Here is a 16,013-nt window from a genome sequence, read left to right on the forward strand (position 1 = left end):
GCGGACGGCGCGTTGTGCGCTCGTTCGCCAATCCTCGGTTCGACGTACGAAACGGTGCGCGATGGTTCCGGCGCTTCGTGGTGCCGGCCTCCCGTCGTCGATTCCGAGGGAGCCGCTACGCGGGCCCGCCGGTCGTGCGATCGGGATCGCTGCTCTCGCTTTCGTTCGCCTGTCCCCTGTCTCGTCTGCACTGTCTTCTCGTCCGATCGCGCGCGACCGGACCACCCGGCATCCGCCGTTGTGGCGCTGCCTGGAAAAGCTTCTTCGACGCCTTCCGGATGCTCTCCGGACGGCTGGGCACCATTATCGCACGGCAGCCTGCGAGACCCGTTCAGCACCCGCGGACGTCATCAGGCGCTCTGCCATAATGCGATGGTGTCGCTCGACTCCCCCACCGAAACCAGGCGCCCGATCGGGCTCGCGATCTTCCTCATCGTCGCAGGGATCATCGGCTGGCTAGCCGCATTCGCGCTGACGCTCGACAAGTTCACCTTGCTCGAGCATCCAGCCGCCCAGCTGACCTGCAACATCAATCCTTTGGTGGGGTGCGGCAAGAACCTGGGTTCCTGGCAGGGGGCGGTACTCGGTTTCCCGAACCCACTCATCGGCATCGCCTGCTGGGCCGCACCGATAGCGGTGGGCGTGGGCATCCTGGCGGGCGCGCGCTTCCGGCGGTGGTTCTGGATGCTTTTCAACTTGGGCGTGCTCGGCGCGATGGTGCTCGTGGTCTTCCTGATCTACTCGAGCCTGTACGACCTGTACGTGTTGTGCCCGTACTGCATGATCACGTGGGTAGCGACCATCCCCACGTTCTGGACAGTGACGTTCTACAACCTCAAAGAGGGCAACATCCCGACGAACGCCCGCGTTCGCGGCCTCTTCGAGACGCTCTACAGCTGGATCCCGCTCATCACGCTGATCTCCTACGTGATCGTCGCCGTGCTTGCCCAGGTCCAGGTGCAGTGGATTCCCAACGCCTTCCGCTGATCCGGCGACGCGGTGCTGATGACGGCCCGAGCCCAGCCCGAATGCTGAGGCGCGGATCTCATCGACGATCGGCCGGAAACGCACGATGCGCCGGACGGAACTCAGGTCTCCGTCCGGCGCATCGCCGAATCGCCGGCGATCATGCCGATGTGGTCGAGGTCAGGTCAAAACCACAGGGCGAGCTCGCGAACAGCGCTTTCTGGCGAGTCGGAGCCGTGCACGAGGTTCTGCTGTACGGCCAGACCCCAGTCCCGGGCGAGATCGCCGCGGATCGTGCCGGGAGCGGCGGTCGTCGGATCCGTCGCACCGGCGAGTGAACGGAACCCCTCGATGACCCGGTTGCCCGCGACGCGGATGGCGACGATGGGCCCGGACTCCATGAATTCCACCAGCGGCTCGTAGAACGGCTTGCCCTGGTGTTCGGCGTAGTGCTGCGCAAGCAACTCCCTATCGGGCTCCACCAGCTTGATATCGACGAGCGCGTAGCCCTTCGCCTCGATGCGGCGGAGTATTTCGCCGGTCAGTCCTCTGGCGACGCCGTCGGGCTTCACGAGCACCAGGGTCTCTTGGATGGTGGTCATTCGTTCTCCTTGCGAGTTGGGTCAGGGCTTTGGGAATCGGATGATCGGTCGAACTCGTCTGTCTGAGCCCGGTATGCGGCACTCCTTCGGTCCAGGCGCGCGCCCGCGATCATCGCGTATGCCCAGATCGCCGTGAAGATCACGCCGACGATGAACAGCATGCCGACCAGGAACCCGGACGCGACAACGACCAGTTGCGCGAACCAGCCGAGCCAGTAGCCGACTCGGAAACGCAGGAGCGGGATCGCCACGATCATGAGCACGATGAGAACGGCTCCACCGCCCAGTGCCTGAACCGGCGTGAGCGCGTGAAGCCCGAACACCACGAGCGCCCCGAGGAAGACGACGACCAGTTCGAAACCGAGGACGATGGCGCCGAGGCTCTCTTGCGCCGTTCTTGCCCGGCGGGGACGTGCCCCACGGCTCGGCGCTTCCTCGCTCATCGCTCGAACCTCGAAGTACCGCCCTGGAACCTCATTGCGTGCCGGCCTTCCAGTCGCGTTCCTGCGCGAGTGCGAGTGTTTCGCCGATGAGCGCGATCGAGCCGGTGACCACGACCGCCCGCTTCGGGTCGGATTCCGCCCATTCACGGGCCGCCTCGATCGCCTCCGAGAGATCCTCATGCGCCTCGGCGTGCTCGTGCGTCCACTCCTCGACGTGGTCGGCCAGCTCTGCAGACGACGTGGAGCGTTCCGAATGGGACTGGGTCACGAAGATGCGGGCGGCCAAGGGGGCGAGAGCGTCGACGATGCCGTGAGCATCCTTATCGCGCAAGATGCCGAGCACGAATGCGATTTCGTTGAAGTCGAAGAACTCAGGCAGAGCCTTCGCGAGGGTGAGTGCCCCGGCCGGATTGTGCGCCGCATCGACGAGAACAGTCGGCTCGGTGCCGATGAGCTGCAGCCTGCCCGGCGAGGTGACTGTTGCGAAAGCCTCCTCCAGAAGCGGACCGCGCAGCGGTTCGACGCCGTCGCCGAGGAACGTCTCGACGGCCGCCACGGCCACCGCCGCGTTCTGCGCCTGGTGTGCGCCGTACAGCGGAAGGAACAGGTCGCTGTACGTTCCCGCGCGCCCGCGGATCGTGACCAGTTGCCCGCCGACTGCGACGGCGTCGCTCTGCACGTCGAATTCCGCGGGCTGGAAAGTGATGGATGCCTCGCGCAACTCAGCGGCTCTCTGCAGTTCCTGCGTCGCGGCATCCACCTGCGCGGCGCTGACCACGGATGCCGCCGGCTTGATGATGCCGCTCTTGGTGCGCGCGATCTCGGCGATGGTCGAGCCCAGCCGATCCGTGTGGTCGAGCGAGATCGGCGTGAAGACGGCGACCTGTCCGTCGCCGACATTCGTCGAGTCCCACTCGCCGCCCATGCCGACCTCGATGACGGCGACGTCGACTGGCGCGTCGGCGAAGCAGGCGAACGCGAGCACGGTGATCACCTCGAAGAACGTGAGCCGTTGCTCCCCCTGCTCGGCCAGTTCCGCGTCAGCCATCTGAACGTACGGCGCGATGTCGTCCCAGTTCCGGGCAAGGGCTTCGTCGGTGATCGGCTCGCCATCGATCATGAACCGTTCGTTGAAGCGAAGCAGGTGCGGGCTGGTGAACAGACCCACTCGCAGCCCGTAGGCACGCAGGATGCTCTCGATGATGCGGCTCGTGGACGTCTTGCCGTTCGTACCCGTCACATGAATGATCGGGTACGCGCGCTGCGGGTCGCCCAGGAGCTCCACTGCGCGACGCGTCGGGGCGAGCCTTGGCCGCGGGCTCCCCTCGCCCAACCTGGTCAGGAGTGTCTCGTAGACCGCGTCGGCTGCTTCGCGGAACTCGTCGTCTATCGCGTCTGTCACTGCACCCTCTCCAGGCTCACCAGAAGTGCCGAGCCGGCACCGACCGGCGTGGATCCCGCGGCATCGGCGACCGCGTCGTCCACATCCACATCCAGCTCGACTGCAAGCGTCTCAGAACTCACGAGGTCCGAGTGCGCGCGCACCGCGTCGGCACCGGCACGATCGAGCACGAGGCGCAGACGGATGCGGTCGCTCACCTCGAGCCCTGCCTGCTTGCGGCTCTCCTGCACGACTCGAACGGCGTCCCTGGCCAGACCCTCCGCTTCGAGCGCTTCATCGGTGTTCGTGTCGAGCAGAACGAATCCCTCGTCCGGCAGTAGTGCCAGTGCGCGTCCGGTCTCGTCGGCGTCTGCCGCCTCGAGCACCAGGTCGTACTCGCCCTCCTGCAGCTCGATGCCGCCGGCCACGACGACGCCACCCGACTCGCTCCAGTCGCCCTCGCGAGCCGCACGGATGGCCAGCTGCACGTTCTTGCCAAGGCGCGGGCCGGCGGCGCGTGCGTTCACGGTGAGTCGTTTGCTCACGCCGTACTCGGACGGACTCTCGGCGGTCAGCTCGACGAACCGCACCCTCTTCACGTTGAGCTCGTCGCGCAGGATGCCCTCGAACCGTTCGAGCGCCTCGGCGCCGCGCGCGACCACGGTCAGCTCGGCAAGCGGCAGACGCACCCGCAGGCCAGCGGCCTTGCGCAACGACAGTGCGACCGAACTCACCTGACGCACGCGGTCCATCGCTGCGACCAGCGGCTCGTCAAGCGGATAGTCGGATGCCCGCGGCCAGTCGGTGAGGTGCACGCTGCGACCTCCGGTGAGGTCCTTCCAGATGCGCTCGGTGACGAGCGGCAGGAGCGGCGCGGCCACCCTTGCCACGGTCTCCAGCACGGTGAAGAGCGTGTCGAACGCCTCCGCATTTCCGCCATCGGGTGTGACGCCCTCCCAGAACCTGTCGCGAGAGCGTCGCACGTACCAGTTCGTGAGCACATCGGCGAAGTCGCGGATCTTGGCCGCAGCGAGGGTGGAGTCGAGGTTCTCGAGGTCGAGCGTCACTGCGTCAACGAGTTCCCTCGTCTTGGCAAGAAGATATCTGTCGAGAACGTCGACCGAGTCCGTGCGCCACCTGGCGTCGTACCCGCATGCGTTGGCGTAGAGCGAGAAGAAATACCACGTGCTCCACAGCGGAAGCAGCGCCTCGCGCACACCCTGCCTGATGCCCTCCTCGGTCACCACCAGGTTGCCGCCGCGCAGCACGGAGGACGACATCAGGAACCAGCGCATGGCATCCGATCCGTCTCTGTCGAACACCTCCGCGACGTCTGGGTAGTTGCGCAGCGATTTCGACATCTTCTGCCCGTCGCTGCCGAGCACGATCCCGTGGCTCACCACGCGCTTGAACGCGGGCCGGTCGAACAACGCGGTGCCCAGTACGTGCATCAGGTAGAACCAGCCGCGCGTCTGCCCGATGTATTCCACGATGAAGTCGGCCGGATTGTGGTTGTCGAACCACTCTCGGTTCTCGAACGGGTAGTGCACCTGGGCGAACGGCATCGAGCCGGAGTCGAACCACACATCGAGCACGTCCGAGATGCGGCGCATTCTCGACCGTCCGGTCGGGTCGTCCGGGTTGGGCCGAGTGAGTTCGTCGATGTAGGGACGGTGCAGGTCGGGTTCGCCGTCCGCGTTCACGGGAAGGCGCCCGAAGTCGCGCTCGAGTTCCTCCAGCGAGCCGTACACGTCCACGCGGGGATACGCGGCGTCGTCGCTCTTCCACACCGGGATGGGCGAGCCGAAGTAGCGGTTGCGACTGATCGACCAGTCCCGCGCACCCGCGATCCACTTGCCGAACTGCCCGTCCTTGACGTTGTCTGGCACCCAGTCGATCTGCTGGTTCAGCTCCACCATGCGGTCACGGAACTCGGGAACGCGCACGAACCAGCTCGACACGGCCTTGTAGATCAGCGGGTTGCGGCACCGCCAGCAGTGCGGGTAGCTGTGCTCGTAGGATGCCTGCCGCAGCAGTCGCCCCATCGCCTTCAGCGCCTGCGTGAGCGGCTTGTTGGCCTCGAAGACCTGCAGCCCAGCCACATCCGAGACCTCCGGCAGGAACCGGCCGCCTTCGTCGACGGAGATGACGACAGGGATGCCCGCGGCGGCACACACACGCTGGTCGTCCTCACCATAGGCGGGAGCCTGGTGCACGATCCCGGTGCCCTCCTCGGTCGAGACGTAGTCGTCGACGAGGATCTGCCAGGCGTTCTGCGTTCCGTACTTCTCGGCATCCGCGTAGTAGTCCCACAGGCGGTCGTAGCGCACACCGGCGAGCTCTGAGCCGATGACCGTGCGCGAAACCGCCGCGCGGGCATCCTCAGCGGACTCGTACCCGAGATCCTTGGCGTACGAGCCGACCAGGTCGAGCGCGAGGAGGTACTCGGCGCCGAGTACCTCGCCGCCCGCTCCTGGCGATCCGAGGTCCTCCCTCGCCACCTCGGCGTCCGGCGTTCCGTTCGGGCCGGCGGGCACCACGGCGTACACGATCGCCGGGCCGACGGCCAACGCCGCGTTGGTGGGAAGGGTCCACGGTGTGGTGGTCCAGGCGAGCGCGCGCACGGCCGTGAGACCCATCGATTCGGCCTTCTCGCCCACGAGCGGGAATGTCACGGTGACGGTCTGGTCCTGCCGCGGCTTGTAGACGTCATCGTCCATGCGCAGCTCATGGTTCGACAGTGGCGTCTGGTCGCGCCAGCAGTAGGGCAGCACTCGATAGCCCTCGTACGCGAGGCCCTTCTCGTGCAGCTGCTTGAACGCCCAGATCACGGACTCCATGAACGTCACGTCGAGCGTCTTGTAGTCGTTGTCGAAGTCGACCCAACGCGCCTGCCGGGTGACGTACTCACGCCATTCGCGTGTGTACTTGAGCACGGATGCCCGCGCCGCCTCATTGAACGCGGCGATGCCCATCTGCTCGATCTGGCTTTTGTCCGTGATGCCGAGTTGGCGCTCGGCCTCCAGCTCGGCGGGCAGTCCGTGGGTGTCCCAGCCGAACCTGCGGTGCACCTGCTTGCCGCGCATCGTCTGGAAACGCGGGAAGACATCCTTCGCATAGCCGGTGAGCAGGTGTCCGTAGTGCGGAAGGCCGTTCGCAAAAGGCGGCCCGTCGTAGAACACCCATTCCTGGGCGCCCTCGCGTGCCTCGACCGACGCCCGGAAGGTGTCGTCGTCCTTCCAGAACGCGAGAACCTCCTCCTCGATCTGAGGGAAGCGTGGAGAGGGCGTAACGCGCTGTGCTTCAGCCGCTGCCGCGTCGTGTGTAGACGGCAAGCCGCCCGAGGGGCGGGAGTCATCGGACTTGGGGTACGGCATGTTTCTCCTGGGCAGCTGCGGACTTCTGCTCGAGGACGCCACCAGCCGGGTCTTTGACGACCCAACGCCGGAAACGCGGTACCACCCCGTTTGCCGTGCCCCGGCATCCATCGGCGAGGCGCGACCGCTCATTCTGACAGGCTGTGACGGGCCCGCCCGCCCGGTTCTACTGAGTGCTCCGCACCTCGCCTGAACGAGAGCGACGCTCCGTTCTTCCGGAGACTCCCCGGTGATGGCCGGATCGTTGTCGTTGCGCCCATTCTATAGGCGGAGCCGCCCCGGTCGGGTGGGGATAACCCACCGCCAGCTTGGGGAACCGGCCGGATGGAATACCCCGTGCGCCGCAGCGAGGCTCGAGGCATGACAGTGAGCACTGAATCGGCCGACCAGACTGTGGGTATGAGCGCGAGCACGTCTGGCATGGCCCGGGCATCCGGCACGCCCCGACGCGCAGGCGGGTTCTGGGCCTTCTACGGTCGCCTCTGGCGCCGCGTTCCCGCCGAGGCGGGAGTGTTGTTCGTCGCGTTCCCGCTCGCGGTGCTCGGTACCGCAGTGCTGTGGCCCGTCTTCTTCACGGGCGTGGGGATGCTCGTGCTCATAGCCGGGTTCTTCCTCGTGCTCGCCGCCCTGTACATGGCCCGTGCCTACGGGAACGTGACGCTCGCCCTGCTGGAGGCTGCGGGGCAGCCCAGAATCCCAAGACCGGCGTGGAACAGAAAGGTGGGGACCGGCTATCTCGGCCGGGTGTTCGGGCCGTTCGCCAACGGCCACTACTGGCTGTATCTGCTCGACGCCATGCTGGTGCAGATCGGGTTGGCCACGGTGACCTGGGGCATCCTCATCGCGTGGGTGTCGACGGCGTTCGGAGGTGTCACGTACTGGATCTGGGCCCCGTTCATCCCCCGGGACGGCCAGACCGTGTGGACCTCGCGGGTCGTGTGGGAATGGGCCACGCACTCCAACCCGACGTTCGACCCTATCCTCGGCGACGCCGTGCTGTACGGCGTGACCGGCATCGTCTTCCTGTTCACGCTCCCGTTCGTCACGCGCGGCCTGGTGAGCGTGCACTGGGTTGTCGCCAGGGGATTCCTCGGGTCATGGCAGACCGATCGGCTTCGACGCGAGGTCGATGAGTTGTCCCTGTCCCGCGCGGCCGCCGTGGCCGCGGAGGATCGCGAGCTCCGACGACTCGAACGAGACATCCACGACGGGCCGCAGCAGCAGCTCATCAGGCTGCGCATGGACATCGCTGCGGCCCAGCGACGACTGCACGACGACCCGGACGCGACCAACCGGCTGCTCGGCGAAGCCGGGCTCCGCGCCCAAGACGCTCTTGACGAGCTTCGCGCCCTGTCGCGCGGATTCGCCCCTCCCATCCTGCAGGACCGAGGACTGGCCGCCGCGCTCGACTCCCTCGCCTCGCGCAGCGTCGTTCCGGTGACCGTGGTCAACCGGCTGTCGAAGCGAGCGATTCCGTCAGAGGTTGAACGCAACCTCTACTTCGTGGCGGCCGAGCTGCTGACGAACGTGGGCAAGCACGCGAATGCGACCTCCGCTCGGCTCGAGCTGACCGCCGACGGCGACCAACTCGTGCTCACCGTCGAAGACGACGGCAACGGCGGGGCGAGTGAGACGGCCGGGCACGGGCTCGCGGGAATCAGGGAACGCATCACCGCGATGCGTGGCACGACGCAGTTCACGTCTGGCGCGTCCGGAACGACGGCGAGGATCTGCGTGCCGTTATCGTGAGAGCGTGACCGGGCCTCTTCGCGTGCTGTTGGCCGACGATTCGGTGCTTCTCAGAGAGGGACTTGTCCGGGTGCTCGAGGAGGCCGGGTTCGAAACGGTCGGAGCGTTCGGCGACGCCGAGTCTCTCCTCGCCGCCGCGGCCACAACGGGCTTCGATGTCGCAATCCTCGACGTGCGAATGCCGCCGACGTTCCGCGACGAGGGCGTTCGTGCCGCGCTCGAGCTGCACGGTAGGCATCCTTCCTGCGGAGTGCTGCTGCTCAGCCAGTACGTCGAAACCACGTACGCGCGAGAACTGCTCGGCGGCGGTGCCGGAGGCATGGGCTACCTGCTGAAGGACCGGGTCGCCAGTCTCGACGAGTTGGCGGATGCCGTGACGCGGGTGGCTGCAGGTGGAACGGTGCTGGACCCGGAGGTCGTCGCCCAACTCGTGGGCCGCCGCACAGACCCATTGAGCGCTTTGACCCCCCGCGAACGCGAGACGCTCCAGCTCATGGCCGAGGGTCGCACGAACGCGGCCATCGCCGAACGCCTGCACGTGGGGGTTGGCGCCGTGGAGAAGAACGTGACTGCAATCTTCGCCAAGCTTGGCCTCGAGGACTCCGGGGCCGACCACCGGAGAGTGCTCGCCGTGCTCACCTGGCTCGACATAGCGGGCTGAGCCCGAGCCCGCTGAGAGATCGGACACAACTCGGGGGCTCGGACGCTGGAGGAAACAATCGCCACGGCCCCGTTTCCAGGCACCACACTTGGAGCCCGTGACCGATTCCACAGCCATCGCCGCACGCAACGCCGACCGCAACGCCTGGCGGGTGACCCTCGCCTCCGTCGTCGGCACCTCGCTCGAGTCGTACGACTTCTATGTCTTCAGCTATTTCAGCGCGTTATTCAGCGCCTCGGTGTTCTTCCCCGAGCAGGACCGCGTCGTGGGCACCCTGGCCGCGTTCCTCACGCTCGCCACCTCCTACTTCGTGCGTCCGATCGGAGCGATCATCTTCGGCCACCTGGGTGACCGCCTGGGCCGCCGCACAACGCTCATCTGGACCATCGGCATCATGGGCGTCTCCACGGCCCTGATCGGCGTGCTGCCCGGATACGCGACGATCGGCGTTGCGGCGCCGGTGCTGCTCGTGCTGCTGCGCGTCATCCAGGGCATCTCGCTCGGCGGCGAGTGGGGCGGATCGATCCTCGTCGGCGTCGAACACTCGACCGAGAAACGCCGCGGCTTCTACGCCGCCCTGCCGCAGCTGGGCTCTCCGATCGGCACGATCGTCACCGCAGTCCTGTTCCTCGTACTCAGCTTCAACATGTCAGCCGCGGCTCTCGCGTCGTGGGGTTGGCGCATCCCGTTCCTGCTCGCGCTCCCCCTGCTCGCGGTCTCGCTCTACCTGCGACTCTCCATCGACGAGACACCGGTCTTCTCGCACCTGGTCGAGAAGAACCGCCGCACGAGGATGCCCGTGTTCGACGTGTTCCGCAGGCAGCCGGTCGCTCTCGTGGTCGCCGTCGGCGCTGCCCTTCTGGGCATCGGCTCGTACTCGCTGATGAACACGTACACCATCAGCTACGGCGTGTCGGCTCTGCACTTCGACTACACCCAGCTCTTCGTCGCGACGACGATCGGGAGCCTGCTCCAGCTCGTGACGATTCCGCTGTTCGGGCTTCTCGCCACGCGCATCGGCTCGGCTCGCGTTGTGCTGATCGGCGCGGTGACGACGCTGGTCATCGCCTTCCCGATGTACTTCCTCCTGCAGTTCGCGACGTTCCCGATTCTCGTCGGCACCATGATCGTCGGCGGCATCTTCCCCACGCTCAGCTGGGCAGGACTGGGTGGGCTGATGGCGGACATCTTCGGCCAGTCCATCCGCTACAGCGCGCTCTCGATCGCCTATGCGGTGGCTGCAGCACTGTCGGGTCTCATCCCGCTCGTGACCGAGTCGCTGGGCGCCGCGACGCACAACGCGTGGTGGCATCCGGGAATCGTGCTCGGCCTGCTTTCGGCCATCACCCTGGTGGCTGCGATCGCCGCGGTGTCCATTGCGCGCCGGCGCCGTGAAGACGTCGTCGACACGAAGGACGTGCTCGAGTCCGAGGAGTCTCTCGCCACCGCAGAGTGAGCATCGTCCTCCGGTAGAATGGCGGGAATCCCACACTCAGGCACCAGTTGACGCGGTGCCGCACATAGCGACCACGGAGACCCGCCATGACCGACGCTGCCAAGCCCCAAGCATCCGCAACCGGAGCGTTCGGAGCCATCCCAGACAAGCCGGCGCTCGAGGGTCTCGAGCGTGCATGGGACGAGAAATGGCGAGCGGCCGCCACCTACCACTTCGACAGGGATGCCGCGCTGGCAGCAGGCAGAACCGCCATCTATTCGGTGGACACGCCACCTCCCACGGCATCGGGTTCGCTGCACATCGGACACGTTTTCAGCTACACCCACACCGATATCGCCGCACGCTACCAGCGCATGCGGGGCAAGCACGTGTTCTATCCGATGGGGTGGGACGACAACGGCCTGCCCACCGAGCGCCGTGTGCAGAACTACTACGGGGTGCGCTGCGACCCGTCGCTTCCATACGACCCGGACTTCGTGCCCCCTTACGAGGGCGGCGACAACAAGAGCTCTCGCGCCGCCGACCAGAAGCCCATCTCACGCCGCAACTTCATCGAGCTCTGCGCGAAGCTGACGGTTGAAGACGAGAAGCAGTTCGAAGCGTTGTGGCGAGGCCTCGGCCTGTCCGTCGACTGGCGCCAGACGTACCGCACCATCGGCGACGAGTCACTCTTCGTCTCCCAGCTCGCCTTCCTGCGCAATATCGAGCGCGGCGAGGCGTACCAGGCCATGGCACCCACCCTGTGGGACGTCACGTTCCGCAGCGCCGTCGCGCAGGCCGAACTGGAGGACCGGGAGCAGCCTGGTGCGTTCCACACCGTGTCGTTCCACGGCGAAGCCGGCCCCGTCGTCATAGCCACGACCCGTCCCGAGCTGATCCCCGCCTGCGTCGCCCTCGTGGCACACCCCAGCGACGAACGGTACAAGCCGTTGTTCGGCAAGACCGTACGCACTCCGGTATTCGGCGTCGAGGTGCCGGTGCTGGCGCACCACCTGGCCGAGCCGGACAAGGGCACCGGCATCGCCATGGTGTGCACGTTCGGAGACATCACCGATGTCACGTGGTGGCGCGAACTCGATCTGCCCACTCGCGCGGTCATCGGCTTCGACGGCCGCATCCTGCCCGAACCGCCGGAAGCAATCGCGACGCAGGAGGGAAAGGATGCCTACGCACAGCTCGCGGGCAAGACCGTCTTCTCCGCGAAGCAGGCGATGGTCGAGCTGCTCAAGGCATCCGGCGACCTGCTCGAAGACCCCAAGCCCATCACCCACCCCGTCAAGTTCTACGAGAAGGGCGATCGCCCGCTCGAAATCGTCTCGACCAGGCAGTGGTACATCTCCAACGGTGCGCGTGACGAGAAGCTCTCCTCGCGCCTGATCGAGCTCGGGCGCGAGATCGACTGGCATCCGGAGTTCATGCGGGTGCGTTACGAGAACTGGGTGGGCGGGCTCTCGGGCGACTGGCTCGTGTCACGCCAGCGGTTCTTCGGCGTGCCCATCCCCGTGTGGTACCCCGTCGGGGACGACGGCGAGACCGTCTTCGACCGCCCCATCCTGCCGACGCGGGAGCAGCTTCCGGTCGACCCGACCACCGATACCGCACCCGGCTACGACGAGTCTCAACGAGGCAAGCCGGGCGGATTCGTCGGTGAGGTCGACATCCTCGACACGTGGGCGACGTCATCCCTCACTCCGCAGATCGCCGGAGGCTGGGAACGGGATTCTGGACTGTTCGACGCAGTGTTCCCGTTCGACCTGCGTCCGCAGGGTCAGGACATCATCCGCACCTGGCTGTTCTCGACGCTTCTGCGCGCTCAACTCGAGCAAGGCGTGTCGCCATGGGCGCACGCTGCCATCTCGGGCTTCATCGTCGATCCGGATCGCAAGAAGATGTCCAAGTCGAAGGGCAACGTCGTGACGCCCGCCGACATCCTCGAGCAGCACGGTTCGGACGCCGTGCGCTACTGGGCCGCATCCAGCCGCCTCGGTACGGACGCCGCCTTCGACCCGCAGAATCCCACTCAGATCAAGATCGGGCGCCGCCTGGCGATCAAGGTGCTCAACGCCGCCAAGTTCATCCTGGGCTTCCCCGCCGGAAGCTCGGCGGTGACCGAGCCCCTCGACCGCAGCATGCTCGCCGGGCTGGCCGAGGTGGTCGCCGAGGCGACCAAGGCGCTCGACACGTATGACCACGCTCGGGCGCTCGAAGTGACGGAATCGTTCTTCTGGGCGTTCTGCGACGACTACCTGGAACTCGTGAAGGAACGCGCGTATGGCGAGGGCACCGGAGCCGGTTCTGCTGCCGCCGCACTGCGCATCGCGCTGACGACGTTGCTGCGTCTGTTCGCGCCGTTCATCCCCTTCGCCACGGAGGAGTCCTGGTCGTGGTTCCAGCAGGGGTCGGTGCACCTGGCGGCGTGGCCCGACGCCGAGGAGGTGCGTACCGCTGCGGGTGACGCGGTTCCGCTCGTCCTGACGGCGACCTCTGGCGTGCTGACCGGCATCCGCAGGGCCAAGACCTCCGCCAAGGCGTCGCAGAAGGCTCCGGTGCGCCGGGCCGTGGTGAGCGCTCCCGAGCACGAGCTGAGGGCCATCGAGCAGGCGGCCGCCGACATCCGTGCAGTCGGCCGGGTGGTCGAGCTGGAGTTCCAGGTGGGCGACGAACTGACGGTCGAGGTCGAACTCGGCGATGAATCCGCGGCGTAGCAGATGTAGCCGTAAGGGCCGCCGGACAATAGGTTGTACAACACAGTGCGCTCTCTACAACGGAGTGGTGCAGAGGGGGACCGATGGGAATCACGATCCGCGAACCGGCAGAAGGCGATTTCTTCTCCTGGCTCGGACTGTATGAGGATTACGCGGCGCTCTTCGACCGGGAGCTGGACGACCAGGGTGCGCTCCTGGTGTGGAGCTGGCTGACGGATGCCTCGCACACGGAGCGCGGGCTGGTAGCGGTGGGCGACGACGGCGCACTCGTCGGTCTCGTTCACTACCACGACGTGCCCCGCCCCCTTGAGGGCGTCCACGCATTGCACATCGACGACCTCTTCGTGCTACAGGAGCACAGGGAGCAGGGATACGGGCGCGCCCTGATCGAAGCGGTCGCCGCGCAGGGCGCCGCTTCCGGCATCCGCATCGTCGAGTGGGTCTTCGACTCCACCGACTCCGACGCACGTGAGCTGTACGACGAGATCGCCGACGCGTCAGAGGTGACCGTGTACCGGCTGCGTTCGCAGGAGGCCTGACGATGCAGCTGGGCACACGCTGGCCGGTCGGCGGCAAGGCGCCTGAGCGGCTCCCCGCCGTCGTAGTATCGGCCGTCAAGGCGGTCGAGGACGAGCTCGAGGCAGTCGACGTCGATGCCTCGACCTGGCGTTGGACGTTGACCTGGCTGGAGGGCAAGCCTTTCGTCGAACTCGACGACGGCACCCTGATCAGCTACCACCCGGAAGAAGACACCGCGACCGTATCGCAGCCCGGGGAGTCGGAGGAGGCGCAGGCCTAGTCCTGTTCCGCGCCGGGTGCCGACGCAGGGCGCTACGGGAGCAGACCCGTTCGAACGGAAGCCGCACGAGTCGCCGCGGCGTTCTGCGCCTCGGCCTGACGCAGGTAGAGCCCACGTCGTTCGTCCTCCACCTGCTCCCGCCGCTCTCCCCATGACACGAGCGCACGGCCGATTCTGATCACGGCACGCTCCACGCCGAAGCCCCGTGCACCGACTGCACCGATGGTGCTCATGATTCCTGCTCCACTCCCCCGATGATCGGGAACGCATTGAACTGCACTTGCACCGGGCGTGCGCCCGCCGGTGTCTCCCTGTCGCGGAACGTGAGGATGGCGTCGTCGAGTGCCGTGAACACCCGTTTCGACAGTTCGGCGAGCTCCTCGACCGTCATCCGTAGATTCGCCGTAGAGATCGTGCTCGATTGCAGCCAGGCCTCCGACAGTGCGTCGCTCCCCCGCACCATGAATTCGTTGAGAGCGTTCTCCTGGTTCCTTCGGAACTCCCGGTTCACGAGGTCGTAGGCCTCGCGTCCCGCAGCGGTGTCGCCGAGTTCGGTCGGATCCATCGAAAGGCCGACGGGTGCACGCCGCCACCAGCGCTCTCGCGCGCTGCCCTTACCCTCGACCTCGAGCACGAAGTCGTGCTTGGCGAGCTGTCTCAGGTGATAACTGGTCGCGCCGCTCGATTCCCCGAGGCGATCGGCGAGGCCGCTCGCAGTCAGCGGACCGAACTTCGAAAGCTCGTCGAGGATGCGCACCCGCAGCGGATGCGCCATCACCTTCAACGCAGCGAGATCGACGTGTCGGTCAACGGGTCGCAGGGGCGCCGCAGCTTCGGAAGCCTCACCCGTCACCCGCTGCGCCTTGGGGTCGCGCTCTTCGCTCATGACTCGAGGATAACAATGCAAACACTTCTTTGCAAGCAGTTCTTTGCAATAGTTCGTTTGCACCAGTTCGTTTGCGAGCCGACCGCCGACTGGGCACCGGTGCCGACCGGTGACGCGGCGCAGACCGTGTTTGGCGCGCTCAGGCCGTGGCGATGATCTCGCCGTGGGTGAGCGCGAACCAGCCGTCGGGCGCCGAGGACCACTCGCGCCAGGCATCCGCTATTTCCCGCAGCTCGGCGACCGTCGCGTGTCCAGCCTCGATGGCACGAACGGCGAAGTGGGACTCGGTCACGCGTTCGGCCCAGGACGATCCCCACCACTCTCGATCGGCGTCCGAGGTGAAGCACCACACCGAGGCAGAGCCTGCCACGTCGTCGAACCCGGCCTGGATGGCCCAGGCCTTGAGCCGCCGGCCGGCGTGCGGCTCTCCCCCGCTGGTGTGCGCGGCCTCGACGTATACGCTCAGCCACTCGGCCAATCCGGGAAGCTGAGGATGCCATATGGTCGCCCCGTAGTCGACGTCGCGCGCTGCAACCACCCCGCCAGGTTTCAGCACGCGACGGAACTCCCGAAGGGCTGCGACCGGGTCCGAGAGGTGCTGCAGCACCTGATGGGCGTGCACAACGTCGAACGTGGCGTCGGGAAAGTCGAGCGAATAGGCATCACCGGTCTGGAATGAGACGTTGTGCAGATCGTTGTCGCGCGCGAGCGCGTTGGCATCGACCACCACCTGCGCTGACGCGTCGATCCCGATCACCGGTCCAGGGCTCACGAACCTCGCGAGATCGAGAGTGATGGTGCCCGGCCCACTGCCGACATCGAGTACGTGAAATCCCGTCTTCAGGTGGGGAAGCAGGTACCCGGCCGAGTTCTCGGCCGTGCGCCAGGAATGTGAGCGCAGCACGCTCTCGTGATGCCCGTGCAGGTAGCGCTCGTTGTCGTGGGATGCCATTTGCCCAGCCTAGAAAGGGGCGCGCCTAGGCTGAAG

The 16,013-nt window shown here is 66.5% G+C and carries 14 protein-coding genes; 7 read left to right on the top strand and 7 right to left on the bottom strand.

Features of this window, described 5'->3' with window-relative positions:
- The first annotated feature begins 375 nt into the window (after positions 1–375).
- Positions 376–987: a vitamin K epoxide reductase family protein gene (locus ACO2Q7_RS02495; RefSeq protein WP_423354056.1), complete on the top strand. Its 612-nt coding sequence runs from the start codon at positions 376–378 to the stop codon at positions 985–987.
- Positions 988–1,151: 164 nt separating this feature from the next.
- Here ACO2Q7_RS02495 and ndk read toward each other — a convergent pair whose 3' ends face one another.
- From ndk to ileS, 4 genes are read right to left on the bottom strand one after another with little or no spacing between them, the layout of a single operon-like run.
- The gene (gene ndk / locus ACO2Q7_RS02500; protein ID WP_423354057.1) at positions 1,152–1,568 is read right to left on the bottom strand and encodes a nucleoside-diphosphate kinase; all 417 of its coding nucleotides are present in this window, start codon (positions 1,566–1,568) and stop codon (positions 1,152–1,154) included.
- Positions 1,565–2,011, bottom strand: a complete 447-nt coding sequence (locus ACO2Q7_RS02505) for a DUF4233 domain-containing protein (RefSeq protein WP_423354058.1) — start codon at positions 2,009–2,011, stop codon at positions 1,565–1,567. Before ACO2Q7_RS02505 ends, ndk begins: the two co-directional genes overlap by 4 nt.
- Positions 2,012–2,042: 31 nt before the next feature.
- Positions 2,043–3,413, bottom strand: a complete 1,371-nt coding sequence (locus ACO2Q7_RS02510; RefSeq protein WP_423354059.1) for a bifunctional folylpolyglutamate synthase/dihydrofolate synthase — start codon at positions 3,411–3,413, stop codon at positions 2,043–2,045.
- A complete protein-coding gene (ileS, locus tag ACO2Q7_RS02515) occupies positions 3,410–6,769 on the bottom strand; it encodes an isoleucine--tRNA ligase (protein WP_423354060.1) in 3,360 nt (1,119 codons plus the stop codon). Before ileS ends, ACO2Q7_RS02510 begins: the two co-directional genes overlap by 4 nt.
- A 360-nt stretch (positions 6,770–7,129) precedes the next feature.
- Between ileS and ACO2Q7_RS02520 the strand changes: the two genes are divergently transcribed.
- From ACO2Q7_RS02520 to ACO2Q7_RS02545, 6 genes are all read left to right on the top strand, one after another.
- Positions 7,130–8,518 (top strand): sensor histidine kinase, encoded by a 1,389-nt coding sequence (locus tag ACO2Q7_RS02520; protein WP_423354061.1) that lies wholly within the window; start codon positions 7,130–7,132, stop codon positions 8,516–8,518.
- Positions 8,519–8,522: 4 nt separating this feature from the next.
- Positions 8,523–9,179, top strand: coding sequence for a response regulator transcription factor (locus ACO2Q7_RS02525; protein WP_423354062.1), 657 nt, complete (start codon positions 8,523–8,525; stop codon positions 9,177–9,179).
- A gap of 97 nt (positions 9,180–9,276) precedes the next feature.
- Positions 9,277–10,635, top strand: a complete 1,359-nt coding sequence (locus ACO2Q7_RS02530) for an MFS transporter (RefSeq protein ID WP_423354063.1) — start codon at positions 9,277–9,279, stop codon at positions 10,633–10,635.
- 86 nt (positions 10,636–10,721) lie between these two features.
- A complete protein-coding gene (gene valS, locus ACO2Q7_RS02535; RefSeq protein WP_423354064.1) occupies positions 10,722–13,340 on the top strand; it encodes a valine--tRNA ligase in 2,619 nt (872 codons plus the stop codon).
- 83 nt (positions 13,341–13,423) lie between these two features.
- On the top strand, positions 13,424–13,879 hold the full coding sequence (locus ACO2Q7_RS02540) for a GNAT family N-acetyltransferase (RefSeq protein ID WP_423354065.1): 456 nt from the start codon (positions 13,424–13,426) through the stop codon (positions 13,877–13,879).
- 2 nt (positions 13,880–13,881) lie between these two features.
- Entirely contained in the window at positions 13,882–14,139 is a 258-nt protein-coding gene (locus tag ACO2Q7_RS02545) for a hypothetical protein (protein ID WP_423354066.1), read from the top strand.
- Between the two features lie 32 nt (positions 14,140–14,171).
- Here the strand turns inward: ACO2Q7_RS02545 and ACO2Q7_RS02550 are convergent, their stop codons facing one another.
- From ACO2Q7_RS02550 to ACO2Q7_RS02560, 3 genes are all read right to left on the bottom strand, one after another.
- Positions 14,172–14,372 (bottom strand): hypothetical protein, encoded by a 201-nt coding sequence (locus ACO2Q7_RS02550; protein WP_423354067.1) that lies wholly within the window; start codon positions 14,370–14,372, stop codon positions 14,172–14,174.
- Positions 14,369–15,025 (bottom strand): ArsR/SmtB family transcription factor, encoded by a 657-nt coding sequence (locus tag ACO2Q7_RS02555; RefSeq protein ID WP_423354068.1) that lies wholly within the window; start codon positions 15,023–15,025, stop codon positions 14,369–14,371. The genes ACO2Q7_RS02550 and ACO2Q7_RS02555 overlap by 4 nt, the downstream gene beginning before the upstream one ends.
- A gap of 139 nt (positions 15,026–15,164) precedes the next feature.
- On the bottom strand, positions 15,165–15,977 hold the full coding sequence (locus ACO2Q7_RS02560; protein WP_423354069.1) for a methyltransferase domain-containing protein: 813 nt from the start codon (positions 15,975–15,977) through the stop codon (positions 15,165–15,167).
- Between the last annotated feature and the right edge of the window lie 36 nt (positions 15,978–16,013).

Origin of the sequence: Rathayibacter sp. KR2-224 (assembly GCF_049446075.1) — a bacterium.
GTDB lineage: Bacteria > Actinomycetota > Actinomycetes > Actinomycetales > Microbacteriaceae > Humibacter.